Genomic DNA, 26,947 nt, shown 5'->3' with positions numbered 1-26,947 from the left:
ATTCTACGTCTGCGCTGCCTCCCGCGCGTGGATAGTCACGGGGTGCGCACTGACAGGGAAGAGTTCGTGGAGCCTGGCGCAGGAGCGCTGGACGACGGCCCGCAGCCACACGCTGGCCGGGTCCTCCGCCTGGGAGGGGTGCCAATACATGGCCTCCACCAAGGAAGCTTCGGTGCCTTCCGAGAATTCCAGCACAACGATGTCCGCGCCGCGCTGTGCCCGGGCCGCCAGCATCCGCGGGACCATCGCCACCAGGTCCGTCCCTTCGACCAGGAGCGGCAAGGACAGGAACCCGGCCACCACGGCAGCCACGCGGCGCTGGATGCCCCGCGACTCGAACAGTTTGTCTGCCGGGGTGCTGATACCCTCACCGAAATAGCCGACGGCGTGGGGAACCAAGGCCAGGTCCTCCAACGTCAGCCGGGGCTGCTGGAGCAGCGGATTGGCGGCGTCGGCAATGGCCACGAAGCTGTCACGGAACACCTGCTTGCTGGCACCCTGCATGTGGTAGCCGGTGGGCCCCACCAGCAGGTCGATCTTCGAATAGTCGGCCATCTGGCCATGGATCCCGGAACCGGCGGTGGGCACGAAGTCCACTGACACGCCCGGGGCCTCCTGGCGCAGGATGCCGCGCAGCGGACCCACGATCAGCGCCGCCGCATAATCCGAGGCGGCGATGACGAACTCCCGCTCACTGGAGGCTGGGTCAAAACCGGACCGCACGCGCGTGGCCCGCTGGATGTGAAGCATGGCTTCATCAACCAGCGGGACCAGCGACTGCGCGAAGGGCGTGAGGTCGTAGGTCCGGCCGTTCCGCACCAAAAGTTCGTCGTCGAAATGGCGCCGGAGCCGGGCCATTGCAGCACTCGTGGCGGGCTGGCTGAGCTGGAGGCGCTCCGCTGCCCGGGAGATGTTCTTCAATTCGAGCAGGACCTGCAGGTGGGGCAACAGGTTCAGGTCCAGGTTCTTCATACCCATAGGTTATCCACGTGCGGCTCGGGCTAATGGCTGACGGGCACCATTCGGGGACCTCGGACAAGGACGGCCAGCAGGGCCACCGCGCAGGCGATGCCCAATGCACCCAGGGCGAAGCCCAGGCTGCCCAGTGCCGCGGCCGCCGCGCCGAGGACGATCGGGGTCATGAACTGGCCGATGAAGAGCGTCCCGGTCCAGATTCCTGTGCCACGGCCGCGCTGGTGGAAGTCGAGGCCGTTCACCGCCCACGTCAGCAGGGTGGGCAGCAGCACACCGGTTCCTGCGCTCGCGATGACCGCCCCCGCAATCGCCAGCGGCACGTTGCCCGCGACGGAGACCAGGAAGAGTCCGACGGCGGCCAGCCCGAACGCGAATGCCAGCAGGTTCCGTGTGCCCAGCTTCGCCAGGAAACGGAATGAAATGGCGCCTGCCGCGGTGGCGAGGGAGGCGATCGCTGCCGCGAGCCCGATGAGCGCGGCGTCGCCGACACCGAGCTCGGTGATGACGTACGGCAAGTGAACAATGAGGGCGTAGAACACGATCCCGCCGAAGAGCGTCACCGCGGCGGGCGCGCCGATCTGCCGCCATGGCACAGGCGTCTTGGCCGCCGTCGTGCGCTGGTCCTTTGCCGGTTCCCAGAGTTTGAAGACCATGGGGATGACGATGACTGCGCTGACGGCATAGAGCCAGAACGGTGTCCGCCAGCTGATGCTGCCCAGGGCGCCGCCGAGGGCGAAGAAGGCCGTGGCCGCCAGCGCGCTGACCATGGTCTGAAGGCCCAGATACCTGTTCCGCTGTTCGCCCGTGTAGTAGTCCGTGATGAGGGTGGTGCAGCAGGTCATGATCGCGGCTTCGGCGATTCCGACCCCGACCCGGGACAGGGCAATCGATTCCAGGGTGGAAAGCCACAGCGGCGCCGTCCCGAAGGCGGCGTAGGCCAGCATGGCGAAGACCAGCAGTTGCTTCCGGCCTATCCGGTCCGCAACATAGCCCGCAAGCGGCGAGAAAAGGGCTACGAACAGCGCAGGCAGCGTCAGGGTGAGCGGCACCAGGATGCCGACGCCGGAGGTGTCTGCGAACGCCTGGTTTAGGGTCGGGAGGATGGGTGCCAGGAGGACGGCCCCCAGCACAGGCATGCAGCTGCCGGCAACAAGGAGGGTTGCCTGGACCCGCCCCGCGGTTCTCGACGCCGCCGAACCGGGCGCCCTGTTCCTGATCGCAGCGCCCGTGAGCTGAATATTCTCCATTGAATCTCCCTTTGCTTCTTGGTGGTCACGGAGAATCGGCGCCGTTCAGGTGCCAAAAAGTGACTTCCCTCACTGTCGCAATCGTTGGGGTATCGGGGAATCACGCATTCGGGATAGCTGGTATCCGTACAGCGGATGGCAGGGCCCGACTGTTCCCGGCCCGTGGGTACGGCTCCCGTGGTCCCTGGCCGCGGAGAGGACGGAACCCGGCGTTCCTCTCTGGTGCTGTCCGCTGGACCGGCGTACCTTCAACAATGTAGAAGGAAGCGGAGATCTGCCCCGCTACCCGAACTCTGCCTACGGTGTTTGGCTTGATGAGTTGAGGGGGCCTGCATGGCTGGATGGAATGCTGACACGGCGGCCGGTCCGCTGGGCGCGGGGACGGTCACCCTGGTCGAAGGATCCAATTTTTGCATTTCCCTGCCGAATGGAGACATTCATCCTGAGCATCCGCATGGAGTCTTCTTCCAGGACACCCGAATTCTTTCCCGCTGGAATCTGAGCGTTAATGGCCAGACAATCGAGGCGCTGACAGCGCAGACCAAGGAACCCTACAGAGCTCTTTTTGTGGGGCGTGTTCCGCGCTCGGACGGCTATGCGGACAGCCCGGTCATCGTGGAGCGGCTGCGTGAAGTGGGTGCCGGCATCCAGGAAAAGATCACTCTTCGTAACTACTCCCCCGAGCCGGCCGAATGTGACTTAGCTGTGACGCTGGAGGCAGACTTCGCTGATCTCTTCGAAGTGAAGGAAGCCAGGTTCCAGCGTCATTGGCAGGAAACGCGGGAAGCCGGTGACGATTCTCTGACCATCCGGGCTGAATGGGAGGACGTCCGAAAGGGAATCCTGGTCCAGGCACCAGGAGCAGAGGTCACCGAAGGCACCCTGAGGTATCGCGTATCAATCGCCCCGCACAGCCAGTGGAGTACCGTTCTTACCGCGGTCCCGAGCAACGACGCAGCAAGTCCTCCGCCGGCGTCGTTTGTCCGCACTGACAGGGGCGAATTGTCACCCAGGGACCGGCGGCACCAGGAATGGGTGGCGAAGATTCCCGTTGTAAACATTGGAAACCACTCGGTTGAACGGACGCTCCGGCGCAGCTACGAGGATCTGGGTGCCCTGCGCATTGAGGACCCCGTGCATCCGGATCGTGTTGTGGTGGCTGCCGGAGCCCCCTGGTTCATGACCCTGTTCGGCCGTGACTCGCTGTGGGCATCGGAAATGGCCATGCCCGTGGACCCGTCCCTGGCCCTGGGCACGCTGCAGACATTGGCCGATCGCCAGGGCCGCGTAGTGGACCCGAAGAGTGAGGAAGAGCCCGGAAAAATACTGCACGAGGTCCGCCTCGACGTCTCCAGCGGGCTCTCCCTGGGCGGAAAATCCGTCTACTACGGCAGCGTTGACGCCACTCCATTGTTCGTCATCGTCCTCGGCTCGGTGAGCCGCTGGGGCTTCGCCAAGGACACCATCGCCGCACTGCTTCCCCACGCGGATCGGGCACTGGAATGGATTCGCGATTACGGCGACAAAGACGGTGACGGGTTCGTGGAGTATGAGCGCCTCAACCCGCAGGGACTCCTGAATCAGGGCTGGAAAGACTCCTGGGACGGCATTAACTTCGCTGACGGCCGATTGGCCGAACCTCCCCTGGCGCTGTGCGAGGTCCAGGCCTACGTATACGACGCCTACATGGCCCGCGCCTGGATGGCCTTCGACGCCGGTGACAGGGTTCTTGGCATTGAGATGGCCGATCGTGCAGCGAGGCTGAAGGCAAAGTTCAACGAGCAGTTCTGGATGCCGGACCGCGGTTACTACGCGATCGCCCTGGATGGTCAGAAGCGGCAGGTTGACGCCTGCGCCTCCAACATGGGGCACTGCCTATGGGTCGGCCTGGTGGATGAGGACAAGGCGCCGCTGGTGGCGGAGCGGCTGATGTCCCCGGAAATGTTCAGTGGCTGGGGTGTGCGAACCCTCGCCAGTGACATGGGAGCGTACAACCCGGCCAGCTACCACAATGGTTCCGTCTGGCCGCACGACAATGCGGTCATCGCAGCCGGCCTCATGCGGTACGGATTTGTCGCAGAGGCCCAACGTATCGCTACCTCCCTCCTGGAAGCAGCAGAGTTCTCGGATGGACGGCTGCCGGAACTGTTCTGCGGCTTCGACCGGGAGCAGCTGCCGGCACCCGTACCCTATCCGACGGCCTGCTCCCCGCAGGCATGGGCAGCCACCACGCCGATCCAGCTGGTGACCAGCATGATGCGGTACGACACCCACGTTTCGCGCGGTGGCTTCTGGATGGATCCGGCACTTCCGGAGTCGTACGGCGACCTTCACATCAGCAACGCGCCAATGGCAGGAGGCCGGATCACTATCGACATCGTCAATTCCGTTCCGACGGTCCAGGGTTTGCCTGAGGGGATGGTGTTCCACCAGGGGCACCGCCCGTGGCTGACGGAGCTTGTGGAGCAGGCAGGACTTCGTCGCAAGCCCTAGCCAAGCAACGGCATCCCGCATCTGAAACGGGCGTTCCTGGGAGAAACCCAGGACTCTTGAAACTCAGAATGTCCCGGCATCGATGACAAAGCGGTACCGGACATCACTTGCAAGGACCCGGTCAAAGGCGTCGTTGATCTTGCTCGCCGGAATGACCTCCACCTCTGCCCCGAGTCCATGGGCAGCGCAGAAGTGGAGCATTTCCTGCGTCTGCCGGATGCCGCCCATTTTGGAACCGGCCAGGCTTCGGCGGAAGCTGGCCAGTGACCAAGCACGTTGCGACAGGGGCTTCGGAGGCAGCCCCACGAGAACCATCGTGCCGTCCAGAGCAAGCAGGGAAAGGAACCCATCGACGTCGATATCGGCGGAGACCGTGTTGATGATCAGGTCGAAGTAGCCTCTCAAGATATCGAAGGTGACGGGGTCGGACGTGGCGTAGTAACTTTCGGCCCCCAGACGCAGCGCGTCCTCCTGCTTCTTGAGTGACTGGCTGAGCACCGTGACCTCGGCGCCCAGGGCGGCCGCGATCTTAACGCCCATGTGTCCGAGCCCGCCCATGCCGATGATGGCCACCCGCGTCCCGCGGCCGACGCCCCAATTGCGCAGCGGCGAGTACATAGTGATGCCGGCGCACAGCAGCGGGGCTGCAACGTCAAGCGATATGCCCTCAGGTATCCGCAGGACATAGTTTTCGTCCACTACGATGCTCGTACTGTAGCCGCCGGCCGTCGGCAGGCCGTCCCGGCCCACTGAGTTGTAGGTGCTGGTGGCACCGGCCAAACAGTGCTGTTCCTCACCGGCTCGGCAGTTCGGGCATTCACGGCAGGAATCCACGAAGCAGCCGACCCCCACCCGGTCGCCCGGCGAATAGCCCGTTACCCTGGCACCGACAGCCTCGACGACGCCGGAAATCTCATGCCCGACAACCACCGGGAAACTGACGCCCGCCCAGTCACCTCGTGCTGTGTGGATGTCGGAATGGCAGATCCCCACGAATTTGATCGCTATCCGTACATCGAATGCGCCGAGCTCGCGCCGTTCAATGGTTCCCGGCCGGAGGGGTGATGTGGCTGATGGGGCGATGTAGGCCTTGGCACTAGTGGTCAAGCTTCTACTCCTAAGTTTCACGGGTGTCTTGGCTCCCGCGGCAGCCGGAGGTCGTGGCAAGATCCGGGCCGCGTCAGTGACGGATCAGTGATCATGGAACCGAGACGAATCCGAGGGACTTGTCCACGACGTTGTCCAGGGGTTCGCCGTTGCAGTACCGTTTCAGGTTCTCCACAAAGAGCTTGCCGAGGTCATCGAGGTAGTCTTCGGTGTCGCCGCTCATGTGCGGAGTGATGATGACGTTCTCCAGGCTCCACAGCGGGTGCCCCTCCGGCAGGGGTTCCGGGTGGACAACGTCCAGGGCCGCACCTGCGATGGTTCCTGAGTTCAGCGCGTCAGTCAGCGCAGCGGTATCCACCAGCTGGCCGCGTCCGACGTTGATGAGCCGCGCTGAAGGCTTCATTGCGGCGAGGACTTCGGCGCCGACAAGTCCGGTGGTGTCGGTGGTGAGGGGGGCTGCCAGCACGACGTAGTCGTAGTCGTGAACCACTGCAGCGAGCTCACGGGACGAGTGGATCTTGTCGAAATCCCCGTCCCCTGCACGGGATTGCCTCCCGGCACCGTCTACTTCCATGCCCACGGCCCGGAACAAACGAGAAATCTCCCGGCCGATGGACCCGGTACCCACCACGAGGGTTCTCTGGCCCTGGATCTTGCGGGTGATCCGATGCTGCCAGCGTTGTTGCTGCTGCAACCGATAGGAGCCCTGGGAGTCCTTGGCCATGTCCAGGACAAAGCCGAGCGCGAACTCAGCGATGGCGGTGCTGAGGACTCCGCGGGAGTTCGTATAGGTCACATCACTGTGGATCAGCTCGTCAAAAAGGAGCTGGCTGACGCCCGCCGCCGTGACATGGATCCACTTCAGGGAGGAGGCCGCACCCCAGTTCTCCTTGAGCGCCGGTGAGAAGGAGTGCCACTGGTAGAGCACGTCGGCGCCGTCCATGGCCGTCGCCAGACCGTCCGCCTTGGTCAGCCTGACCTCGGCGAGCTCCTCGACCTCTGCCAGGCGCGGCGGCAGCGCCTCCCGGTACAGGGCGGCAACGACGGGCCGCTTGCGTTCGGAGACTGTCATGCCGACGCCGGTGCCGCCGCCAGCTTGCCTGCCACGCCGGCGCCAACCGCATCAAGGACGTCGATCGCGGCGAGGACCGCGGCGGTGAACTCCGACGTTGACGACGGGCCACCGACGTCGCGGGTGCCCAGGCCCTCCCGGAGGACGCACTCGAACGCCAACTGGAGGTGCTCGGCAGCCTCCGGGTGGCCCAGGTGCTCCAGCATCATCGCGCCGGACCACATCTGGCCCACCGGGTTTGCCAGGCCCTTGCCCGCGATATCCGGCGCAGATCCGTGCACCGGCTCGAAGAGGGACGGGAAGTCACCTTCGGGATTCAGGTTGGCGCTGGGGGCAACGCCGATGGAACCGGTGACGGAGCTGCCCAGGTCCGAAAGTATGTCTCCGAACAGGTTGGAGGCAACGATGACATCGAAAGTCCAGGGCTTCAGGACCAGGTGCGCAGCCAACGCGTCCACCAGCTCGCTGGTGAGCGTCACATCAGGGTAAAGCCGCGTTGTTTCCTCGACCACTTCGTCCCAGAACGGCATGGTGTGGATGATGCCGTTGCTCTTGGTGGCCGAGGTCAGGCGGCCCTTGCGGGACGACGCGAGGGATGCCGCAAAGTGGGCCGCGCGTGAGACTCCCAGTCGGGTGAAGACTGTTTCCTGAACGGCGGTTTCGTGAGGCAGCCCGCGGTACATCCGTCCGCCCACCTCCGAGTATTCCCCTTCGTTGTTTTCACGCACGATGAGGATATCGATCGGTTCCTTGGACGCCAGGGGCGACTTCACGCCGTCGAGCGTCTTCACCGGACGGAGGTTGATGTACTGCTGGAATTCCCGGCGGATCGGGATCAGGAGCCCCCAAAGAGATTCGGCATCGGGGACGTCCGGAGAGCCCACGGCGCCGAGGAAAATGGCGTCGTGCTTGGCGAGCTGTTCCAGCCCGTCAGCCGGCATCATCCGGCCGTGCCGGCCGTAGTAGTCCGATCCCCAGTCAAAGTCGGTGAACTCCAGGTTCAGGGAATGGAGCTGGGCGATCCGTTCAAGGCATTCGAGGGCTGCGGGGACAACTTCCTTGCCGATGCCGTCGCCTGCGATCACCGCGATTTTATGGATGGTCATGATGCGTTCCATTCTGAGGTGCCCGTCAGCTGCTGCCAGCGGGTTGCTGGCCCGGCCAGTTTGATGATGGTGCTTTTGGGTTCGGTCATCTCGCGGACGGCGTGCTTGACACCTTCGCGCCCCACGCCGGACTTCTTGAACCCGCCAAAGGGCATCGAGTCGATCCGGACATCGCTGGTCTCGTTGATCACCACGGCGCCCACGTGCAGCTTGTCGGCTATGGCCAAGGCGAGGTCGATGGATTCAGTGAAGACACCGGCCTGGAGCCCGAACTCGGAGTCGTTGGCTGCGCGAATTGCGTCCTGGATTTCAATGAAGGGCAGGATGCTGACGACCGGCCCGAAGACTTCCTCCCGGATCACCCGGCAGTCCGAGGGCACATCGCTTAGCACCGTGGGTTCGTAGTAGGCGTTAGCGCGTTTGCCGCCTGCGTGGACTGTGGCTCCGGCAACCTTCGCCTCCTCCACCCACTCCTCGACCCGCCGGGCCTCAGCTTCGGAAATCAGCGGCCCGACGTCGGTGTTCCGGTCGAGCTTGGACCCGGTCCTGAGAGCTTTGGTGCCGGCGGTGACGTGTTCGAGGACCTGGTCGAAGAGCGAGATGTGAACGTACACGCGCTGCACGGACAGGCAGTTCTGGCCCGCAACACCGAACGCTCCGGCCACAATCGCTTCAGCTGCCTGGACGGCGTCAGCGTCCGGGCAGACAATCGTGGCATTGTTGCCGCCAAGTTCGGAGATGATCTTCTTGGCACCTGCCGCGGCGGCAATGCGGTCCGCGGTCTGCGGACCGCCGGTGAAGGAGATCAGATCCACCTGCGGATCCGTCACCAGCGCTTCGGAAACGCCCGGACCGGACACGATCGCCGCAATACGTCCCGACGGAACACCCGCCTCGACCAGCAGCTGGACCAGTGCCAGCCCGGACAGCGGGGTCCGGCCGGAAGGCTTAAGCACGACGCCGTTGCCTCCGATGAGGGCCGGACCCAGCTTGTGTGCCACGAGGTTCAGGGGATCATTGAATGGTGTGATGGCCGCGACGATCCCCACCGGCTTACGGCTGTACCAGCCGATCTTGTTTCCGCCGGCCATGCTGTCATCAAAGCCCAGCGTCTCGCCCGTGAGCTCGCTGGAAGCGGCGGCAGAAAGCCTCAGGGTTTCCCTGCAACGCCGCACCTCACGCTCCGCCTCGACGATCGTCTTGCTGCTTTCTGCCGCAATGATCTTTGAGAACCGCCCAGACTCTTCGCCCAGAAGTTGAACAGCTTTCTCCAGGGCTTCCCGTCGTGAACGGAGCGGCCATTCATCGACCTCGAGGTGGCGATGAATGTGCGCGATCGCGCGCCGCACGTCATGCGGTGTGGAGGTGCAGACCCGGCCAAGCAGGATGCCATCTTCAGGATCCCGTATTTCCAGGGTCATGTCAGTGGTTTGCCACTGGCCTTCAAAAAAGGCGCCGCCGGGAAGGTTGGCCACGTTTGCCCGGCCGTAACCCGTTTCTTCAGCTGTTTTCGGGCGCGCTTGATCCGCAGTCGTTGATGAAAGCATATGAACCCTTGTCCTGCCTATTTGACCCGGTCGATGATTTTTGCCGCTGCGCCGATGAAGGGCAGGAACCAGGGCGGACCGAAGTGGCCCGGGACCGGCGGATTCTTCAGGTCTTCCCAGACATTGGCGCTCTTGTCGCCGGCCATGTAGTGGGCCATCCGCTTGCCCATGTGCGCGGCCATCTGGACACCGTGTCCGCTGTAGCAGAGGGAGTAGAAGAGGCCATCATGCTGGCCCGCGTGGACCATCTGGTCCATCGAAAGGTCCACCAGCCCGCCCCAGATGTAGTCCACCTTGGCGTTGGAGAGGTACGGGAAGAGCTCGAGCATGGCCTTGCGCAGGATCTCGGCGCTCTTGACGTCCGAGTCCGGGCTGGACAGGGCAAAACGGGCCCTGCCGCCGAACAGCAGACGGTTGTCCGGCGTGATCCGGAAGTAGTAGGTCAGCATCTTGCTGTCCGAGGCCTGGCGGCGGTTGGGCAGGATCCGGTTGACCACGTCTTCGGGCAGCGGGTCAGTGACAATAATGAAACTTCCCACCGGGATGACCCTGCGCTGCAGCCACGGGGTGACGTTGCCGGTGTAGCCGCTGGTGGCGACCAGGACCTGCTTGGCCCTGGTGATGCCGCGGGTGGTGTGCACATCGTGCACCGTACCCGAAACCTTCTTCAGCTCGGTCACCGCAGCGTTCTCGCAGATATCGGCTCCGGCGGCAACAGCCACTCCGGCCAGGCCGTGGACGAACTTGCCCACGTGCAGCCCTGCTCCGAGAGGGTCAACCATTGCGCCCTGGTAGAAGTCCGTGCCGATTTCACTGTGGATCTCGGACTTGGGGATCACGGTGACATGGTGGTTGGCCAGTTTGGCCAGCTTCTCCTGCGACTTCAGGAAGCCCTCGTAGTGGGACTTGTGGAACGCCAGCGAGAGCTTCCCAAAACGGTTGTAGTCGCAGTCGATGCCATTCTCATGCACCAGTTTCTCGATGGTGTCGATGGCGTCGTTGTATTCCTGGAACATCTCCACCGCACGGGTGGCGCCGTAGCGCTTGACCGCGGTGCTGAAGCTGATGGCCAACCCGGTCGTCGCCATTCCCCCGTTACGGCCCGATGCGCCCCACCCCACGGTGTGGCGTTCGAAAACGGCAACGCTCGCGCCTTGCTTGGCAAATTCCAGGGCCGCTGACAGCCCGGTAAATCCGGCGCCGATGATGGCGACGTCGACGTTCTCCGGTACCGGTGTCTGCCGGTAGTCTCCGGATGCTTCGGCTGTATCCAGCCAGTAAGGAATGAGTTTCACGGTTTGACCTTTCGCCTCGACGTCGGTTTAGAGACCGAGGTGCTTGTTGATCTCGTCCAGGGACTTGGCAATGTTGAGGTCGTAGCCCGGGCCAATGGGGTCATAGCCACGGTCCAGCAGCCAGAGGTTGCGGAAGCCCATGTCGTGCATCGGGTGCACGTCGTAGCGGGTGTGCGAGGAGATGTGCAGGAAGTCCTCGGGCTTGGCGTTCAGGGTATCGAGCATGTACTCGAAGGCCTGGTAGCGGGGCTTGTAGGCCTGGGCCTGCTCAGCGGTAAGCACGGCGTGCCACTCTGCACCGAGCTTGGGAATGCTGATGTCCAGGAAGCTGTCGTCGGCGTTGGACAGGGCCACCAGCTTGTAGTTGTCGCCCATGAGCTTCAGCGGAGCCGGCACATCCTCGTGGGCAACCCAGCCGCGTACCGCGTCAGCGAACGCTGCACCGGCACCTTCGGTCGGCCCAATGCCCCACCGCTTGCACACCCGGTCAAAGGAATCCTGAAGGATAGCCTCGTAAGGCTTGTAGTCGCCAAGGACCTCGTCGAACCGGTACCCGCGGAACTGCTTCTTGAACGCAGGCCACTGCTCCTCAGAGATGCGGCCATCAAGCAGGCGACGCGTGGTGGGATCAATGTCGAAGTTGATCAGTGTGCCGTAGACATCAAAAGAGATGTACTTCGGCCGGGTGGAGTCTGCCATGATTCGTCCGTTTCTTGAAGTTGTGTCGAAGGCTCGGATACCGAGTCTCGTTGTGGTTCAAAGGCATCTGCAGAGCCGGTTGGATTCTTCCCCGTGGCAGGGGACTCTGCTGCCCGATACATCGACTCTAGAGCCGTAAATTGTAAATTGTCAACAGTTTGGGGACTTCCCCTCCCGGCATCATTCACCCATCATTTTTCTTTTCGTCAATTGTTGACAATCTGCTTCCGAGGGGGTTGCATTGGCTTAGATGCGGAGGAGATCCGGATCACAACCCGGCATGAAGCACAACACACAAATGCCAGGCCCCGGCCTCGAAGCAAGGGGATGCCGACCGGGCGTTCCTGCCAAATATGCACTCGTTTTGGCGGTCCAGTTCAGCCAAAACCACCCGAAGGGAAGCACCATGAAGACCATCAACAAGGTTCAGACCGCAGCCGCAGGCTTGGCAGTTCTCTTGGCGTTGAGCGCCTGCGGGGGCGCGGCGAGCAGCACGCCGGGATCTGAGTCAAAGACCAACAACACCACCGATATCTCGGAGGGCGTCCAGGCTGATCCGGCTGCTGTTGCACTGTTGCCGCAGTCCTTCAAGGACAAGGGCGAGCTCACGGTCGCGATGGACCTGCACTACCCGCCGACGACCTTCCTTGCGGAGGACAACCAGACCCCGATCGGGCTCAACCCGGACGTCGCCCGCCTCATTGCGAAGAAGCTGGACCTGAAGCTGAAGTTCGTGGACACGAAGTTCGACACGATCGTCCCGGGCCTGGACGGTGGCCGGTTCGACTTCACCGCCACGACCATGTCCAAGACCGAAGAGCGACTCAAGGTCCTGGACATGATCGACTACTTCAAGGCCGGCAACTCCGTGGCCGCGGTCGCCGGGAACCCGCAGAACCTCACCGTCGAGACCCTGTGCGGGAAGAACATCGCCGTCACCCAGGGCTCGACCGGCCAGCTCAAGCGCCTCCCGACCCTTAGCGAGCAGACCTGCACCTCCAAGGGACAGCCGGCCATCAACGGCGTCACGCTGCCCAACATCCAGGACGCCCTCACCCAGCTGCACTCCAAGCGGATCGACGGCATCCTCTACGACACAACCGCTCTCGGCTGGGCAGAGAAGCAGCAGCCGGGCTCCTTCACCATCCTGGGCCGGGTCGACGTCGGCTCGAGCGATTTGACCGCCGTCGGCCTGAAGAAGGGCTCGCCGCTGACACCCGCGTTCCAGAAAGCGCTCCAGTCCGTCCTGGAAACCCCGGAATACAAGAAGTCCCTTGAGACCTGGGGCCTCGACTCCGGGGCCATCACCGACGCCAAGCTGAACTAGGAGGCGCTCCATGGTCACAGCTACTAGCAAAGAAAGTAAAGCAACGATGGGTAGCATTGATGCAGCCCTCAAGCCGCGGCTTCGGCTTCGGACTCCCAAAGAGTACGCGGGATGGGTCCTCAGCATTCTCGTCGGAATCGGGATCCTCACCTCCGTTTTGACCAACCCCAACTTCAAATGGGGTGTGGTTGCCCAGTACTTCACACATGAATCCATCCTCCGTGGGCTGATGCTCACGATCTTCCTCACCGTTGCGAGCATGACCCTGGGAACGCTGCTGGGACTCGGCCTGGCAATCATGCGCTCCTCGCACGTGAAGCCGGTTTCCATCGCCGCAAATATCTACATCACCCTGTTCCGCGGCACCCCTGTCCTGGTCCAGCTGATCTTCTGGTTCAACATCTCCGCCCTCTACCCGAACCTGAGCATCGGGATCCCGTTCACGAACATCGGCACCGCGATCGACATGAACGCCCTGATGGCACCGATCACCGCGGCCCTGGTCGGGCTGACCCTGAACGAGGCCGCCTACATGGCCGAGATCATCCGCGGCGGGTTCTCCTCGGTCGGCAAGGGCCAGATCGAGGCCGCAGACTCCCTCGGGATGAGCTCCGGCACCAGGATGCGCAAGGTCATCATCCCCCAGGCGATGCCCTCGATCATCCCCGCGACCGGCAACCAGGTCATCGGCATGTTCAAAGGCACCTCCCTGGTCAGCGTCCTCGGTGTGGCCGAACTGCTCCAAAGCGCCCAGCTGATCTACGCCCGCACCTACGAGACCATCCCGCTGCTGCTCGTGGCCTGCCTCTGGTACCTGGTGATGACCCTGCTGCTGAGCTACCCGCAATCCAAGCTCGAACAGAAATACTCCCGCACCAGCTCACGGCTTCCCCGGAAAGCGAAAAAAGTTGTTGTGCTGACAGAACCGGAAGAAGGTAACCTCCGATGAGCAACGACGGCACGATCCTGGCCCAGAAAATCCGCAAGTCCTTCGGACCCAAAACAGTCCTCAAAGACATCAACCTCGAGATCGCCAGCGGCGAGATCTGCTGCATCATCGGACCGTCCGGCTCCGGCAAATCCACCATCCTGCGCTGCATCAACGGCCTGGAAACCGTGGACTCCGGAGTCCTGAAAGTCAACGGCGAAGACTTCGGCTACTACGAAACCGACACCGCCTACCACGCCCTGCCGCCCAAAAAACTCGCCCAGCAGCGCACCCGGGTCGGCATGGTCTTCCAGTCCTTCAACCTCTTCCCGAACATGACAGCACAGGAAAACATCATGTCCGGACCCGTCCTGGTCAAAGGCCAGGACAAAAAACAAGCCATGAAGCAGGCCCACGAACTGCTCGCCAGCGTCGGCCTGGCCGGGTTCGGGGACTACTACCCCGCCCAGCTCTCCGGCGGCCAGCAGCAACGCGTCGCGATCGCCCGGTCCCTGGCCATGGACCCCGAGATCATGCTCTTCGACGAACCAACCTCCGCCCTGGACCCCGAAAAAGTCGGTGAAGTCCTCGCCGTCATGAAACAGCTCGCCAAAAAAGGCATGACCATGGTCGTCGTCACCCACGAAATGGGCTTCGCCCGCGAAGTGGCCGACTCCCTGATCTTCATGGACGACGGCTACGTCATCGAACGCGGCGACGCCCGCGAAGTCCTCACCAACCCCAAAGAAGCCCGCACCCAGGCATTCCTCGAACAGGTCCTCTAACCATGGACGGAAAACTCGCCGTCATCGGCCTCGGCAGCATCGGATCCATGGCCCTCTGGCAGGCCTCCCACCTGACCGGTTCCGTCACCGGATTCGAAGCCCACGCACCCGCTCATGCCCGCAGTGCCGTGGGCGGGGACACCCGGCTTTTCCGCATGCTTTACCGTGGAGTGCCTGACTTCTATCCCATCCTGGAGCGTTCACGGGATCTCTGGGCCGAGCTCGAAGCCGAGACGGGCCAGAGCATCCTGACCCGCTGCGGCGGACTGTCGATCGGAACCAAAGACGGCCCCTACATTCCGGCCCTGCTGGAAACCACCCGGCTCAACGGCGCGGACCACGAAATCCTCAGCCGCGAAGAGATGGCCGAACGCTACCCGCAGCACAACCTCCGCCCCGACGACATCGCCGTCTACGACCCCCACGCCGGCGCCCTGCGCACCGACCGTGCGGTCACGGCGGCAGTCGCCGCAGCCCAGGCTAACGGCGCAACCATCCACACCAACACCCCGATCGACAGCATCACCGAAACCGCCGACGGCGTCCTCATCACCTCCGGGGAGAAGACCTGGACCTTCGAGAACGTCATCGTCGCCTCCGGCGGCTGGTCCCAGCGGCTGATGCCCGACTACCTCAGGGCAGCAACGCAGACCAAACGGGTCTTCCTGACCTGGTTCGTCGCCCGGGATGCAGCAGAGTTCTCGCCGGAGAAGTTTCCCGTCTTCATCCGAATCTCCGGGGACCGCTCCATGTACGGCGCACCGGCCGTCGACGGCGTGACGGTTAAGGCAACGCTTGACGGACGGGGAAGACCAACACCTCAGGCGGACTCAGTCCCCCGGGACCTGACATCCGCGGAAATCTCGGAAACCATGGAGACGGTCACCGAATTCTTCCCAGGGCTGTTCCCAAACATCGTCCGCTCGGATGCCTTCCCGGACCTCTTCACCTCGGATGGGAAACCCCTGCTCGGCCACGTGAACGAAGGAAGCAAAATCTACTTCGCCACGGGCTTCTCCGGCCAGGGCTTCAAAATGGCCACGGGCTACGGCGAAATCGCCGCACACGAAGCCTTGGGCAAACGTAACTTCGACGGCCTCGATTTTGCGCGACCCCGCCGCTTCAAGTCGAACTAACAGAAGCAGTCACATTTCCGATTCGCTCAACATCGCCTATTGTTGACAATCTACACTCTCTAAGAAAGTATGAAGCCCATGGCAACTCTCAGCCCCCTCCTCAAGCAGGCCACTCCGGTCGTCGTTGACCACGCCCTCGGCAGCTGGATCCACGCGACCGACGGCAAAAAGTACCTTGATTTCACCACCGGAATCGGTGTAACCAGCACAGGTCACTGCCACCCCGACGTCGTAGCGGCAGCACGCGAGCAGGTGGGCAAGATTGTCCATGCCCAGTACACCACTGTGATGCACAAGCCCCTGCTTGAGCTCACCGAGAAACTGGGAGAGTTCCTGCCCTCGGGGCTGGACAGCGTCTTCTACGCCACGTCCGGCTCCGAGGCAGTGGAGGCTTCGGTCCGCCTGGCCCGCATGGCCACCGGCCGGCCCAACATCATCTCCTTCCATGGCGGCTTCCACGGCCGGACCGTGGGCGCCGCATCGCTCACCACCGCCGGCACGAAGTTCCGCTCAGGCTTCTCCCCCCTCATGGGCGGGGTGCACATCGCCCCCTTCCCGCACACCTACCGGTACGGCTGGGATGAGGAAACCGCCGTCGCCTTCGCCCTGAAGGAACTGGACCACCTCCTCCTCACCATCAGCAGCCCAAGCGACACGGCCGGTTTCATCATCGAACCCGTCCTGGGCGACGGCGGGTATATTCCCACTCCCCCGGCCTTCCTGCAGGGCCTGCGGGAACGCGCTGACCGGCACGGCATCGTGCTGATCCTGGACGAGGTCCAGGCCGGCGTCGGCCGGACCGGCAAGTTCTGGGGTCACGACTGGGCAGGGATCACCCCTGATGTGGTGATCACTGCCAAGGGCCTGGCCAGCGGCTTCCCCATCTCTGCCATCGCCGCCTCCACCGAACTGATGGGCAAGGCATGGGCCGGTTCACAGGGCGGTACCTACGGCGGAAACGCCGTCGCAGCCGCTGCCGGCGTCGCGACCCTGGGCGTCATCGAAGGCGAGAACCTGGTCGAAAACGCCCTGCTCCGCGGCGATGAGCTGCGCGCAGGGCTGGACAAGCTCAAAACAGAATTCAGCGGCATCGGCAACGTCCGCGGCCGCGGCCTCATGCAGGGCGTCGAATTCACCACTGAGGACAACACCCCGGACGCCGGAACCGCATTGGCTGTCCAGCAGGCAGCGATCAAGGAAGAACTGCTCCTCCTCACCTGCGGCCCGCACGGCAACGTCATCCGCGTCATCCCGGCGCTCAACGTCAGCAGCGACGAGATCCAGGCCGGCCTGACCAGGCTCACCCAGGCGCTGAAGACAGCCACCTCCTAGTCTTTCCTACGATCCCTGAAAGCGTGACATGAGCTCTTCATTTGACCCAAGTACCCTCCACACTGACCTGTTCATCGACGGCGTCTGGCAGGAGGCTGCCAGCGGCGCTACTTTCCCGGTGGAAAATCCGGCCACCCATGAGATCATCGCCCAGGTGGCCGATGGCGGCCCCGAGGAAGCCCGCGCAGCCATCGAGGCCGCCGGTCGCGCCCAAGCAGCGTGGGGCAAGTCCACACCCCGCGAACGTGCCGACATCCTGCGACGCGCCTTTGACCTGGTCATTGCCAACACCGACCGGCTCGCCGCGATCATGACCGCCGAGATGGGCAAGCCCCTGGCCGAAGCAAAGGGTGAGGTGGCCTACGGCGCCGAAATGCTCCGCTGGTTCTCCGAAGAAGCCGTCCGCATCGGTGGAGACCACGCCACCTCCGTTGATGGCAACACCCGGATCATGATCACCAAGGAACCGATCGGTCCGTGCGTGCTGGTCACCCCGTGGAACTTCCCGCTGGCCATGGGCGCCCGCAAGATCGCCCCCGCCGTCGCCGCAGGCTGCACCATGGTCTTCAAGCCCGCGGAGCTGACACCGCTGACGTCCCTCGCCCTGGTGCAGATCTTCCGGGAGGCAGGCCTTCCTGACGGCGTCCTGAACGTCGTCACCACCGCCAACGCCGCCAGCGTCGTTGGAACCTGGACCAGCAGCGGCATTGCCCGGAAGATCAGCTTCACCGGCTCTACCGGGGTGGGCAAGATCCTGCTGCGCCAGGCGGCCGACAACGTCATGCGCTCCTCGATGGAACTGGGCGGAAACGCCCCCTTCATCGTTCTGGCCGACGCGGATATCGAAAAGGCAGTCGACGGGGCCATGAAGGCCAAAATGCGCAATATGGGCGAAGCCTGCACCGCGGCCAACCGCTTCTTCGTGCACCGCTCCGTCGTCGGGGAATTCAGCGAGAAGTTCGCCAAGAAGATCTCCGAACTGCGGGTAGGCAACGGCGCCCTGGAAGGAACCGAAGTCGGCCCCCTGATCGAACAGAAGGGCCTGGACAAGGTCGAAAGCCTCGTGGCCGACGCGGTGTCCAAGGGTGCACGGATCCTGACCGGCGGAAGCCGTCCCGAGGGTCCGGGCTACTTCTACACCCCCACTGTCCTGACGGACGTGCCCCTGGACGCGGACCTGATGAGCACCGAGATCTTCGGACCGGTCGCGGCCATCACCGCCTTCGACAGCGAGGACGAGGTGCTTCGCCTCGCCAATGACACCGAGTGGGGCCTGGTCGGATACGTCTTCACCGAAAGCATGGAGAAAGCTCTCCGCTTTTCCGCCGAACTGGAAGTGGGCATGGTCGGCCTGAACACCGGCCTTGTTTCCAATCCTGCAGCACCGTTCGGCGGCATCAAGCAGTCCGGCCTGGGACGCGAAGGCGGCAAGATCGGCATCGAAGAATTCCTTGAGACCAAGTACACCGCAATAGCGGTCTAGAGCGTGCAGTAAGCGAAGATGAAATGAGGGGATGTCAATGGCGGCACCAGAAGGACTCTTTGTCCTGGAGGGAAGGCCCACGGCGCAGCTGATCGCCGATCAGCTGCGGGAACAGATTGTCCAGGGAGCCTTCCGTCCGGGGCAGCAGATCAATGAGTCCGCGGTGGCCGGCCAGTTTCGTACGTCCAGGGGTCCCCTTCGGGAAGCACTGCAGCGCCTGTGCCAGGAGGGTCTCCTGGTCAGCCACCGCAACCGCGGAGTCTTTGTCACGGAACTTTCGACTGCCGACGTCAAGGAAATCTACGCCGTCCGTGAAGCCGTGGAGCTGGCCGCGTCCACGACCCTGATGGATGCCGGGCAGGATCTTATCCGTGACACCTGCCGGGTGCTAAAGGACATCATCCGGGATATGGCGAAGCACGTTGCCGTGTCGGACTGGCAGGCCATCGCACGGTTGGACATGCAATTCCACACCTCCTTCGTCGCCGGCACTGGGAATACGCGCCTCATCCGGATTTACGAGACACTCGCCGCAGAAACAAGGATGTGCATTCTCAGCCTGGAAGTTGCCTACCCCCGCCTGGACGTGCTCGTCCAGGAACACCAGAACCTGCTGGACCTGCTCGAGGCAGAAGACAGAAAGGGACTGCAGCAGGCAGTCAAACGCCACCTTCAAAAGGCTGTTGAGGATCTCACCGTTACGAGGCAGGACAACGGCATCTCCGCCTAGGCGTTTCCTGCAGGATCCAGAGTGAAGAGATGGCCAGGTCCCGTTGACCCGGCCATCTCTTTTCTTATGCCCTGATCACGGCGTGTGCGGAAAGGCCCACAGAAACACCGAAAAAACTTCTGTAAATTGTCGATGATCTGCGATCTGAGGTGGTTCCATTATTAGGTAAGAACATTAGGGCGGTGCGCCCAGGAGTCGGCTCCGGCACCGCCTCCGCCTAGGGAACACCGATGAAGACTGGAAGCAAAGCCCGGCGTGCACTTGCAGGAGTAGCCGTGCTGCTGGTACTCGGCGCATGCGGCGCCGGCAGTAGCGGTGATCCGGCACGGGAGGGCTCGAAGACATCAAATACGGCTGACATCTCGGAAGGCGTCCAGCCGGACGGGGCCGCGGTCAAGCTCTTGCCTCAGTCCTATAAGGACAGGGGGGAAATGACGGTGGCCATGGACCTGCATTACCCACCTACCACTTTCCTCGCCGATGACAACAGCACGCCGATCGGCCTCAACCCGGATATGGCACGGCTCATTGCCAAGAAGCTTGGACTGAAGCTGAGGTTCGAGAACACGGCTTTCGACACCATCATTCCCGGTCTTGACGGTGGCCGCTATGACTTCACTGCCACTACCATGGCCCCCAGCCCTGAGCGGCTGAAGGTGCTGGATATGATCGATTACTTCAATGGAGGGATTTCTGTTGCCGTGAGCGCAGGCAATCCCTTGAAGATCAGCAACGATGAAATGTGCGGCAGGAGCATTGCGGTCACGAAGGGGTCGAATGCCCAGCTCAAGCATCTGCCGAACGTCTCTGAATGGACCTGCGTCTCCAAAGGCAAGCCAGCCATCAACGGCGTCACGCTTCCCAATATCCAGGAGGCGCTCACGCAGTTGTCCTCCAAGAGGGTCGACGGCGTGTTCTATGACACTGTTTCGCTCGTCTGGGCAGACCAGCAGCAGCCGAACACTTTCACGATTCTGACTCCGCAGGTGGACACGCGCTCGGATCACATCGTTGCCATCGGCCTGAAGAAGGGCTCGCCGCTGACGCCGGCGCTCCAGAAGGCCGTCCAGTCCGTTCTTGACAGCCCCGAATACAGGAAGTCGCTCGCCAACTGGGGCCTTGAGGCCGGCGCCATCACCGAAGCAAAGCTCAACTAGGGGACGCCGTGCTGAATTTCAGTGGCAACAGACGTGAACACACCGTGAGCGGGATGGACCCAGCCCTCAAACCGAGGCTACGGCGCCGAAGTACGTTTGAATACGTCGCCTGGGTGGTATGTTGCCTGCTGGCCGTGGGCATTCTTATTTCCGTATCAACAAACCCCAACTTCAAGTGGCATGTGGTCGCCAGGTACTTCACCCACGAAACAATTCTCCGGGGCCTGATGCTGACCATCTTCCTCACGGTTGCGAGCATGTTCTTCGGAACGATTCTGGGCCTGGTGCTGGCGATCATGCGGTCCTCGAGCATCAAACCGATTGCGGCAGCAGCGGGCGTCTACATCACGCTGTTCCGCGGGACACCCGTTCTGGTGCAGCTCATTTTCTGGTTCAATATCGCCGCGCTGTACCCGAACCTCACCATCGGAATTCCGTTCACTGACATCAGCACAGCGGTGGACATCAATGCCCTGATGGCGCCCATCACGGCAGCCCTGATCGGTCTGACCCTCAACGAGGCCGCCTACATGGCCGAGATCATCCGCGGAGGCTTCTCCGCCGTGGGCAAGGGCCAGATAGAGGCCGCCGACTCGCTGGGAATGAGCGGGGCGATGAAGATGCGCAAGGTCATCATCCCCCAGGCCATGCCCTCCATCATTCCGGCCACCGGCAACCAGGTGATCGGCATGTTCAAGGAAACCTCCCTGGTCAGCGTGCTTGGCGTCGCGGAACTGCTCCAAAGCGCCCAGCTCATCTACGCCCGTACCTACGAGACCATCCCGTTGCTGATCGTCGCCAGCCTCTGGTACCTCGTGATGACACTCCTCCTGAGCTACCCGCAATCCCAGCTCGAGAAAAAATACTCGCGTGCATCCTCCAGGCTTCCCCGGAAAGCGAAACCGGTTCGGTTGACAGACCCGGAAGGCATTGCCCGATGAGAAGTACACGAGTCCTTTACTGTCTAGATAATGCGTAATTCGACCGAGAGTGAGACGAGGGAAATCAATGGCGGCAAGTGAAGGACTGTTTGTCCTGGAGGGACGGCCCACGGCGCAGCTGATTGCCGACCAGCTGCGGGAACAGATCATCCAAGGGACCTTCCGTCCGGGACAGCAGATCAACGAATCCGCCCTCGCCGGTCAGCTGCGTACGTCCAGGGGCCCGCTCCGGGAAGCATTGCAGCGCTTAAGCCAGGAGGGGATCCTGGTCAGCCATCGCAACCGCGGAGTGTTCGTCCTGGAGCTTTCCGCCGACGACATCAGGGAGATCTACGCCGTCCGTGAGGCGGTGGAATCAGCCGCCGCAAACATCCTGATGGATGCCGGGACAGAGAAGATCAACGACACCTGCGACGTGCTGAAGGGAATCATCAAAGACATGGCGAAGCAGGTTGCCGTGTCAGACTGGCAGGCCATTGCACGACTGGATATGCAGTTCCACTCCTCCTTCGTTGCCGGCACAGGAAATTCCCGCCTTATCCGGATCTACCAGACCCTGGCAGCCGAATCGAGAATGTGCATACTCAACCTTGAAGTTTCCTACCCCCGGCCGGATGTTCTGATCCAGGAGCATCAGAACCTCCTGGATCTGCTGGAAGCAGGCGACCGCAAGGGACTCCTGCACGCCATCAAACAGCACCTGCGGCAGGCCGTCGAGGATCTCACGGCCACAATGGCATGACAAAGCCAGCGCTGACCTGACTGCCGCGGTCCGGCGCGAACCAGCTTTCCCGGCACCTGCTGTCCAGGGCCTCCTGCTCGCTCGGCCTAGCAATTGTCAACAATCGACGATAGGCTGTGAAGGGGATTTTGCAGGTCATTGTGGACCGGGAAGGCAGGCAACATGCGACAACGCTGTCGTGTATCCATATGGACGTCGCTGCGGCGCGGAGACGTCATCACTCTTTGCCGGCAAGGCGTCGAATCCACTGAGGACATGGGGGTGCCCCGGAGCGAGAGCCCTGACGGAACATCGAACCTGGGGGCGGTGCAATGCTGAGCCTGATCGTACTGATCGCAGCTGGGCTCGTGACCAGCTCCAGCGCAGTCCTGCGTCTGCCGTGGCCCGCAACACGCGACTGCCGCCGGAGAAGGTTCGAAGACAACGTCCCGTTGCAGATCTGCGCCGGAATCCTGGCACTGGGTTCGGTCCTCCTTGCTGTTCATGTCCAGCTAGGCACGTTCCAGTGACTGAAGCAACGCCCATTGAATCCACCGATGCGATCGGGAACAGCCCGGCGTCGCCGCAGAGCCTCCCGTGGGCAGCCCGCACCAGGGGCCTCGTTGGTTCCATCATCGATTCAAGCACCTCTCTGCTGCAGCGGCAGACGCACGATATTGTCAGCTTCGCCATGGGGAGCCCGGCTGCAGAGGCGGTTCCCTTTGATGCTTTCCGCCAGATCTACGATTCCGTTCTCGCCGATGCCGGGGCCGCAGCTTACGCCTACGGCGCAACCGAAGGCGAAGTCGCGCTCCGCGACGAACTCCTTGCATACCTGGAATCGACTCCCGAGCGCACGTCGGCCGAACGGCTGCTCATCACGAGTGGAGGAATGCAGGGGTTGGACCTCGCGGGCAAGGTGTTTATTGACCCGGGCGACCTTGTAATCGTCGAGGCGCCGACCTACACCAACGGAAGCGCCACGCTCCTGACCTATGGTGCGGACATCATGGAAGCACCAACGGACGACGACGGCCTGATGGTTGAGGCATTGCCGGAATTGGTACAAAAAGCCGGGCGCCTGCCCAAGGCCATCTATGTCATTCCGAACTTTCAGAACCCTACCGGGACGGCAATGTCCCTGGAGCGCCGGCTGCTTCTGCTCGCCCTGGCCAAGGAATGGGGAAGCATCATTATCGATGACGACCCCTATGGCATGTTGCGTTTCGATGGCGGGCACATCCCGGGATTTCGCGAACTGGGCGGCGGGGATCCGCTCGTCTTTTCCGTCCGCACTTTTTCCAAGATCCTCGCTCCCGGGCTGCGCGTCGGCTGGGTCGACGCCGATCCCTCCATCGTGGCGAAACTCATTGATGCAAAACAGACGATGGACACCTGCACGAACGTTCCCAATCAACTTCTGTCGGCCGAGTTCCTCCGCCGCGGCAACCTTGAGCCGCACTTGGTGCGGCTCCGCAGCGAGTATCACACGCGGATGAGCGCGATGCAGACGTCGCTGGAGGCCCATTTCAGCGGACGGGCGACATGGACGAATCCAGAAGGCGGATTCTTCCTGTGGCTCACATTTGGTGAACACGTCGACACGTCGAAACTCTTTGACCTGGGTCTACAGAAGGGTGTGGCGTTCATCCCCGGACGCGCGTTTTCCGTGACTGGACAGTTCGGCAACGCCCTACGGCTGTGCTTTGCCTCGCAAACCCCTGAGCGGACGGAGCTGGGCATCTCTCGGCTCGCGGAAGCGCTCGACGCTCTCTGACTGCCCGACGGCGTGCAGAACGTGGTGCCGGCGGAAAGTTCTTCAAAATGATGTCAGAATTGCTGGAGGACAAGGGAGCATTGTCCGGCACTTGAGGGTCACGCTATTGCACTCCCCCACCGTTCCAACGGACGCGGCCATGGACTCCACATTGATGCCGGTCCAAAGATTCATTGCAGAAGCACGAAATGAGGGGATGTCAATGGCTGCACCGGAGGAAATGTTCGTACTGGAAGGCAGGCCCACGGCGCAGCTGATCGCTGACCAACTCCGGGAGCTCATCGTTCAAGGGGTTTTCCGCCCCGGGCAGCAGGTGAACGAATCTGCTTTGGCGAGCCAGCTCAACACGTCCAGGGGTCCCCTCCGGGAAGCTCTGCAGCGGCTGTGCCAGGAGGGCATCCTGGTGAGCAAGCGCAACCGCGGCGTTTTCGTGCTTGAGCTCTCACCGGAAGATGTCAAGGAGATCTACGCGGTGCGCGAGGCAGTGGAACTGGCTGCCGCCCATATTCTTCTGAATGCAGGCCAAGAGCAGGTTGCCGATACGTGCCGGGAGCTCAAGGGGATCATCAAGGACATGGCGAAGCAGGTTGCCGCGTCAGACTGGCAGGCGATCGCCAGGCTCGACATGCAATTTCACACCGCTTTCGTATCAGGCACTGAAAACACCCGCCTGATCCGGATATACGAGACACTCGCCGCCGAATCCAGAATGTGCATCCTCAGCCTTGAGGTCGCATACCCCCGCATTGATGCGTTGGTGCAGGAGCACCGGAACATCCTTGACCTCCTTGAAGCCGGCAATCGGAGCGGACTTCAGCAGGCCATCGAGCGCCATATGCAGAAAGCCGTCGAGGACCTCACTCCAACACCGGAGGCCACCGGAATCACGTCCTAGGAAATTCCCGATCGTTACGACAGGTGCCCCCGGCACAGCCCATGCTGTGCCGGGGGCGTTGTCACTTTCCTGCGGGGTCAACCCTAGCAATTGTCAACAATCGACGATAGACTGACATCGGAAATATTCGGATGGCCGCCCACTAGTCATTGATGCCAGCGCGGCAGGTCGTGAGGAGATCGGGCCGCATGAGAATGGTCTGGAATGACAGCTTTGACGGCACGACTGCCGTGTCGGGCAGCATGCGAAGCCGCAGGGTTTCCATTTGGAAATCTTTGGAGCCAGGAGATGCAGTCGCGTTAAGCCACGGAGGTTTTGTTTACCACAGGGGTACGGTGGACGATCGGACGGCTGATGGTCAAATGATCTGGGTGGTAGACCACATCGGGGACCGGCGACTGTTCCACATCGACGATGACTACGACCTTTCCGAGGCCGACCGTACCTGAGGCGACACCGTGGGCGCAGGACCTCCAACTCTTCGATAAGACCGGTCCAAGGCCGCCAGGACCTGCTTTGCTCCAGAAGGACATAAGGGCCCGGACCACCGTTGTCCCCCGGTAGTAGCATTGAAAATGTGGGCGAGGAGGTGCCGTGTCCCTCTCGGAGGAAGAACGCAAACGCTTGGCCGCGCTGGAGCAGGAACTTGCCAGGAACGATCCTGAGCTGGCGCAGGAACTGGAAACCGGAAAGGTCCGCTTCCGGCCCGCAGTCTCTTCGATTGCCGCCGGTCTGACCGCGTTAGTCGGAATGCTGCTGGTACTTGTCGGGATCTCGAGCCAACTGATCATTGTTGGTGTCCTCGGCTTCATAATCATGGGTGCAGCAGCCTATTGGCTGCTCAGTAAACGGCCCCCGCGACGCCCGGCCTAATCGGCAAACTCTTCCAACTACTCATCAGCGGCTCGGCTCTTCGTCAGTGCCCGGTACCGTATCAGTTACCGGGTCGACGGGTTCGTGGGCTTCGGCAGAGTCGGTCTCTTTTGCGAACGACTCGTTCTCCCGCCCTTCTTCGGCACGTGCAGGCCCGTCGCCGGTGGCAACCCCGGTTACCCTCTTCGGTTTGTCATCCGAGTTTGAACGGTGCGTGGTGCGGCGACGGCCGGTCATGCATTCTCCTTCCCGAGGTTTCTAGAGCTGTCCGGTCGGGCCGCTGTCCTCGACTTCGCCACGCCAGCCGCCGGTTTCGGTTCCCCGGGACTCGATGAAGTCCTTGAATTTACGCAGATCGGCTTTGACCTGCATCTCGTCGATCTTCAGGGCCGCACCGGCTTTCTCGGTGAAGGTTTCCGCTGCCCATTCGAAATGGACCCGGACTCTGGTGTGAGTGGCGTCCAGCGGCGTGAACCTGATGATCCCGGCGTGCGACTTCCCGTCGGTGCTACGCCAGGCGATCCGATCGTCCGGCTCCTGGTCGACGATCTCCGTGTCGAATTCGCGCTCCACGCCGGCGATCCTGGTGACCCAGTGGTTGGTGGTGTCGGTCAGCTGGGTCACGGACTCCACCCCGGACATGAACTCGGGAAAAGACTCAAACTGGGTCCACTGGTTATAGGCCGTGCGTACCGGAACGGCGACATCAACGGTTTCTTCAACCTTTTCCATTTTTTCCTCCTGTTGTTAGTGCGGACCATGGATAGCGGAGAGCGGTTGGCGATGTTGCGCCAAACTTCTGTCAGCCCGGAACTCGGCATCGTGCGGTTATTCGGGTGCGTCCATTTGAAATCCGCAACTGCAGCGCAACACTCGGGTGCAGAGATAAACCTCCAAGGCTCCGTTTGGAACTGGGTGTATCTGCTCCGTGGTCAGGGGTGCGTCGAGACTGCGCAGGCCGGAGTCGGCGGCGTGCATCGGTTCGCCGCAGTGGACGTACACACCGCCAAGTTGCAGCACCTCCAAGGCGCGCTGAGGCCTGCGTCGGTGCAGTGCGGTCGCGACCCTCGGGACTTTGGAATGGCCGAGGTAAAGCGGACGGCCTCCATCCTGGCTTTGGATGCCGGCGGGGAGGTAGGAACCGGAGATGGTCGACATTTGACTATGTCCTTTTGAAAGGGAGGCTTCTGCCCTCTTCTGGAACCGTGCTCCCGAGCTTCAGGCTAGACCTCGATCCGTTGCGGGGCAAGCATCCGGCCTGCCCACAGACCCTGGAGGCAGGCACGTACACCCGGCAGCTGAGGTCACCACTGCCGGCTGC

General features: G+C 62.4%; 26 protein-coding genes. 15 read left to right on the top strand and 11 right to left on the bottom strand.

All coding sequences use genetic code 11. The features are described 5' to 3' along the window. Positions 1 to 3 precede the first annotated feature (3 nt). A complete protein-coding gene (locus tag J2805_RS23120; protein ID WP_309980372.1) occupies positions 4 to 972 on the bottom strand; it encodes a LysR family transcriptional regulator in 969 nt (322 codons plus the stop codon). 29 nt (positions 973 to 1,001) lie between these two features. Further along, positions 1,002 to 2,222: an MFS transporter gene (locus tag J2805_RS23115; protein ID WP_309980371.1), complete on the bottom strand. Its 1,221-nt coding sequence runs from the start codon at positions 2,220 to 2,222 to the stop codon at positions 1,002 to 1,004. Between the two features lie 333 nt (positions 2,223 to 2,555). Here J2805_RS23115 and J2805_RS23110 point away from each other — a divergent pair, with 333 nt between their 5' ends. Next, on the top strand, positions 2,556 to 4,715 hold the full coding sequence (locus J2805_RS23110; RefSeq protein ID WP_309980370.1) for an amylo-alpha-1,6-glucosidase: 2,160 nt from the start codon (positions 2,556 to 2,558) through the stop codon (positions 4,713 to 4,715). 63 nt (positions 4,716 to 4,778) lie between these two features. Here J2805_RS23110 and J2805_RS23105 read toward each other — a convergent pair whose 3' ends face one another. The 6 genes from J2805_RS23105 to J2805_RS23080 form a co-directional block, all read right to left on the bottom strand. Next, positions 4,779 to 5,822: an NAD(P)-dependent alcohol dehydrogenase gene (locus J2805_RS23105; RefSeq protein ID WP_309980369.1), complete on the bottom strand. Its 1,044-nt coding sequence runs from the start codon at positions 5,820 to 5,822 to the stop codon at positions 4,779 to 4,781. Positions 5,823 to 5,913: 91 nt separating this feature from the next. Continuing rightward, positions 5,914 to 6,894 (bottom strand): D-2-hydroxyacid dehydrogenase, encoded by a 981-nt coding sequence (locus J2805_RS23100; RefSeq protein ID WP_309980368.1) that lies wholly within the window; start codon positions 6,892 to 6,894, stop codon positions 5,914 to 5,916. Continuing rightward, positions 6,891 to 8,000, bottom strand: coding sequence for a tartrate dehydrogenase (locus J2805_RS23095; protein ID WP_309980367.1), 1,110 nt, complete (start codon positions 7,998 to 8,000; stop codon positions 6,891 to 6,893). Before J2805_RS23095 ends, J2805_RS23100 begins: the two co-directional genes overlap by 4 nt. Continuing rightward, positions 7,997 to 9,421: an aldehyde dehydrogenase family protein gene (locus tag J2805_RS23090; RefSeq protein ID WP_309980366.1), complete on the bottom strand. Its 1,425-nt coding sequence runs from the start codon at positions 9,419 to 9,421 to the stop codon at positions 7,997 to 7,999. The genes J2805_RS23095 and J2805_RS23090 overlap by 4 nt, the downstream gene beginning before the upstream one ends. Positions 9,422 to 9,564: 143 nt before the next feature. Then, complete coding sequence (locus J2805_RS23085; protein WP_309980365.1) at positions 9,565 to 10,842, bottom strand: NAD(P)/FAD-dependent oxidoreductase; 1,278 nt, start codon at positions 10,840 to 10,842, stop codon at positions 9,565 to 9,567. Between the two features lie 27 nt (positions 10,843 to 10,869). Then, positions 10,870 to 11,541, bottom strand: a complete 672-nt coding sequence (locus tag J2805_RS23080) for a haloacid dehalogenase type II (RefSeq protein WP_309980364.1) — start codon at positions 11,539 to 11,541, stop codon at positions 10,870 to 10,872. Positions 11,542 to 11,947: 406 nt separating this feature from the next. Here J2805_RS23080 and J2805_RS23075 point away from each other — a divergent pair, with 406 nt between their 5' ends. The 13 genes from J2805_RS23075 (at position 11,948) to J2805_RS23015 (ending at position 24,753) form a co-directional block, all read left to right on the top strand. After that, positions 11,948 to 12,868 carry an ABC transporter substrate-binding protein gene (locus J2805_RS23075; RefSeq protein ID WP_309980363.1) on the top strand — a complete coding sequence of 307 codons (921 nt, stop codon included), beginning with the start codon at positions 11,948 to 11,950 and terminating at the stop codon, positions 12,866 to 12,868. Positions 12,869 to 12,914: 46 nt separating this feature from the next. Then, complete coding sequence (locus tag J2805_RS23070; protein WP_309980362.1) at positions 12,915 to 13,817, top strand: amino acid ABC transporter permease; 903 nt, start codon at positions 12,915 to 12,917, stop codon at positions 13,815 to 13,817. Further along, complete coding sequence (locus J2805_RS23065) at positions 13,814 to 14,581, top strand: amino acid ABC transporter ATP-binding protein (protein ID WP_309980361.1); 768 nt, start codon at positions 13,814 to 13,816, stop codon at positions 14,579 to 14,581. Before J2805_RS23070 ends, J2805_RS23065 begins: the two co-directional genes overlap by 4 nt. 2 nt (positions 14,582 to 14,583) lie before the next feature. Beyond that, positions 14,584 to 15,717, top strand: coding sequence for an FAD-dependent oxidoreductase (locus J2805_RS23060; RefSeq protein WP_309980360.1), 1,134 nt, complete (start codon positions 14,584 to 14,586; stop codon positions 15,715 to 15,717). A 78-nt stretch (positions 15,718 to 15,795) separates the two neighbouring features. Beyond that, positions 15,796 to 17,049: an aspartate aminotransferase family protein gene (locus J2805_RS23055; protein ID WP_309980359.1), complete on the top strand. Its 1,254-nt coding sequence runs from the start codon at positions 15,796 to 15,798 to the stop codon at positions 17,047 to 17,049. Between the two features lie 28 nt (positions 17,050 to 17,077). Further along, positions 17,078 to 18,532: an NAD-dependent succinate-semialdehyde dehydrogenase gene (locus J2805_RS23050; RefSeq protein WP_309980358.1), complete on the top strand. Its 1,455-nt coding sequence runs from the start codon at positions 17,078 to 17,080 to the stop codon at positions 18,530 to 18,532. 37 nt (positions 18,533 to 18,569) lie between these two features. Next, positions 18,570 to 19,262, top strand: a complete 693-nt coding sequence (locus tag J2805_RS23045) for a GntR family transcriptional regulator (protein WP_309980357.1) — start codon at positions 18,570 to 18,572, stop codon at positions 19,260 to 19,262. A 275-nt stretch (positions 19,263 to 19,537) separates the two neighbouring features. Continuing rightward, on the top strand, positions 19,538 to 20,419 hold the full coding sequence (locus tag J2805_RS23040; protein ID WP_309980356.1) for an ABC transporter substrate-binding protein: 882 nt from the start codon (positions 19,538 to 19,540) through the stop codon (positions 20,417 to 20,419). Positions 20,420 to 20,553: 134 nt separating this feature from the next. Then, the gene (locus J2805_RS23035; protein WP_309980355.1) at positions 20,554 to 21,360 is read left to right on the top strand and encodes an amino acid ABC transporter permease; all 807 of its coding nucleotides are present in this window, start codon (positions 20,554 to 20,556) and stop codon (positions 21,358 to 21,360) included. Positions 21,361 to 21,427: 67 nt separating this feature from the next. Further along, entirely contained in the window at positions 21,428 to 22,102 is a 675-nt protein-coding gene (locus tag J2805_RS23030; protein ID WP_309980354.1) for a GntR family transcriptional regulator, read from the top strand. Between the two features lie 311 nt (positions 22,103 to 22,413). Further along, on the top strand, positions 22,414 to 22,611 hold the full coding sequence (locus J2805_RS23025; RefSeq protein ID WP_309980353.1) for a hypothetical protein: 198 nt from the start codon (positions 22,414 to 22,416) through the stop codon (positions 22,609 to 22,611). After that, complete coding sequence (locus J2805_RS23020; RefSeq protein ID WP_396134468.1) at positions 22,608 to 23,858, top strand: PLP-dependent aminotransferase family protein; 1,251 nt, start codon at positions 22,608 to 22,610, stop codon at positions 23,856 to 23,858. The genes J2805_RS23025 and J2805_RS23020 overlap by 4 nt, the downstream gene beginning before the upstream one ends. 202 nt (positions 23,859 to 24,060) lie before the next feature. Beyond that, entirely contained in the window at positions 24,061 to 24,753 is a 693-nt protein-coding gene (locus J2805_RS23015) for a GntR family transcriptional regulator (protein WP_309980352.1), read from the top strand. 142 nt (positions 24,754 to 24,895) lie between these two features. Here the strand turns inward: J2805_RS23015 and J2805_RS23010 are convergent, their stop codons facing one another. Next, positions 24,896 to 25,018 (bottom strand): hypothetical protein, encoded by a 123-nt coding sequence (locus tag J2805_RS23010; protein ID WP_309980351.1) that lies wholly within the window; start codon positions 25,016 to 25,018, stop codon positions 24,896 to 24,898. 329 nt (positions 25,019 to 25,347) lie between these two features. Here J2805_RS23010 and J2805_RS23005 point away from each other — a divergent pair, with 329 nt between their 5' ends. Next, positions 25,348 to 25,626: a DUF3040 domain-containing protein gene (locus J2805_RS23005; RefSeq protein ID WP_309980350.1), complete on the top strand. Its 279-nt coding sequence runs from the start codon at positions 25,348 to 25,350 to the stop codon at positions 25,624 to 25,626. Between the two features lie 24 nt (positions 25,627 to 25,650). Here J2805_RS23005 and J2805_RS23000 read toward each other — a convergent pair whose 3' ends face one another. Together J2805_RS23000 and J2805_RS22995 are read right to left on the bottom strand one after the other, a co-directional pair. Continuing rightward, positions 25,651 to 25,863 (bottom strand): hypothetical protein, encoded by a 213-nt coding sequence (locus tag J2805_RS23000; protein ID WP_309980349.1) that lies wholly within the window; start codon positions 25,861 to 25,863, stop codon positions 25,651 to 25,653. A 21-nt stretch (positions 25,864 to 25,884) separates the two neighbouring features. After that, entirely contained in the window at positions 25,885 to 26,358 is a 474-nt protein-coding gene (locus tag J2805_RS22995) for an SRPBCC family protein (protein ID WP_309980348.1), read from the bottom strand. Positions 26,359 to 26,947 lie beyond the last annotated feature (589 nt).

This window comes from Arthrobacter oryzae (genome assembly GCF_031454875.1).
GTDB lineage: Bacteria > Actinomycetota > Actinomycetes > Actinomycetales > Micrococcaceae > Arthrobacter > Arthrobacter oryzae_D.
Note: the sequence above shows the minus strand (reverse complement) of the source record. Positions and strands in the feature narration are given on the sequence as shown.

Excerpts from the sequence above, each read along its gene's own strand:
- J2805_RS23120 (WP_309980372.1), bottom strand. The coding sequence starts at position 972 with ATGAAGAACCTGGACCTGAACCTGTTGCCCCACCTGCAGGTCCTGCTC.
- J2805_RS23115 (WP_309980371.1), bottom strand. The coding sequence starts at position 2,222 with ATGGAGAATATTCAGCTCACGGGCGCTGCGATCAGGAACAGGGCGCCC.
- J2805_RS23110 (WP_309980370.1), top strand. The coding sequence starts at position 2,556 with ATGGCTGGATGGAATGCTGACACGGCGGCCGGTCCGCTGGGCGCGGGG.
- J2805_RS23100 (WP_309980368.1), bottom strand. The coding sequence starts at position 6,894 with ATGACAGTCTCCGAACGCAAGCGGCCCGTCGTTGCCGCCCTGTACCGG.
- J2805_RS23095 (WP_309980367.1), bottom strand. The coding sequence starts at position 8,000 with ATGACCATCCATAAAATCGCGGTGATCGCAGGCGACGGCATCGGCAAG.
- J2805_RS23090 (WP_309980366.1), bottom strand. The coding sequence starts at position 9,421 with ATGACCCTGGAAATACGGGATCCTGAAGATGGCATCCTGCTTGGCCGG.
- J2805_RS23080 (WP_309980364.1), bottom strand. The coding sequence starts at position 11,541 with ATGGCAGACTCCACCCGGCCGAAGTACATCTCTTTTGATGTCTACGGC.
- J2805_RS23075 (WP_309980363.1), top strand. The coding sequence starts at position 11,948 with ATGAAGACCATCAACAAGGTTCAGACCGCAGCCGCAGGCTTGGCAGTT.
- J2805_RS23070 (WP_309980362.1), top strand. The coding sequence starts at position 12,915 with ATGGGTAGCATTGATGCAGCCCTCAAGCCGCGGCTTCGGCTTCGGACT.
- J2805_RS23065 (WP_309980361.1), top strand. The coding sequence starts at position 13,814 with ATGAGCAACGACGGCACGATCCTGGCCCAGAAAATCCGCAAGTCCTTC.
- J2805_RS23060 (WP_309980360.1), top strand. The coding sequence starts at position 14,584 with ATGGACGGAAAACTCGCCGTCATCGGCCTCGGCAGCATCGGATCCATG.
- J2805_RS23055 (WP_309980359.1), top strand. The coding sequence starts at position 15,796 with ATGGCAACTCTCAGCCCCCTCCTCAAGCAGGCCACTCCGGTCGTCGTT.
- J2805_RS23050 (WP_309980358.1), top strand. The coding sequence starts at position 17,078 with ATGAGCTCTTCATTTGACCCAAGTACCCTCCACACTGACCTGTTCATC.
- J2805_RS23045 (WP_309980357.1), top strand. The coding sequence starts at position 18,570 with ATGGCGGCACCAGAAGGACTCTTTGTCCTGGAGGGAAGGCCCACGGCG.
- J2805_RS23030 (WP_309980354.1), top strand. The coding sequence starts at position 21,428 with ATGGCGGCAAGTGAAGGACTGTTTGTCCTGGAGGGACGGCCCACGGCG.
- J2805_RS23025 (WP_309980353.1), top strand. The coding sequence starts at position 22,414 with ATGCTGAGCCTGATCGTACTGATCGCAGCTGGGCTCGTGACCAGCTCC.
- J2805_RS23015 (WP_309980352.1), top strand. The coding sequence starts at position 24,061 with ATGGCTGCACCGGAGGAAATGTTCGTACTGGAAGGCAGGCCCACGGCG.
- J2805_RS23010 (WP_309980351.1), bottom strand. The coding sequence starts at position 25,018 with ATGGAAACCCTGCGGCTTCGCATGCTGCCCGACACGGCAGTCGTGCCG.
- J2805_RS23000 (WP_309980349.1), bottom strand. The coding sequence starts at position 25,863 with ATGACCGGCCGTCGCCGCACCACGCACCGTTCAAACTCGGATGACAAA.
- J2805_RS22995 (WP_309980348.1), bottom strand. The coding sequence starts at position 26,358 with ATGGAAAAGGTTGAAGAAACCGTTGATGTCGCCGTTCCGGTACGCACG.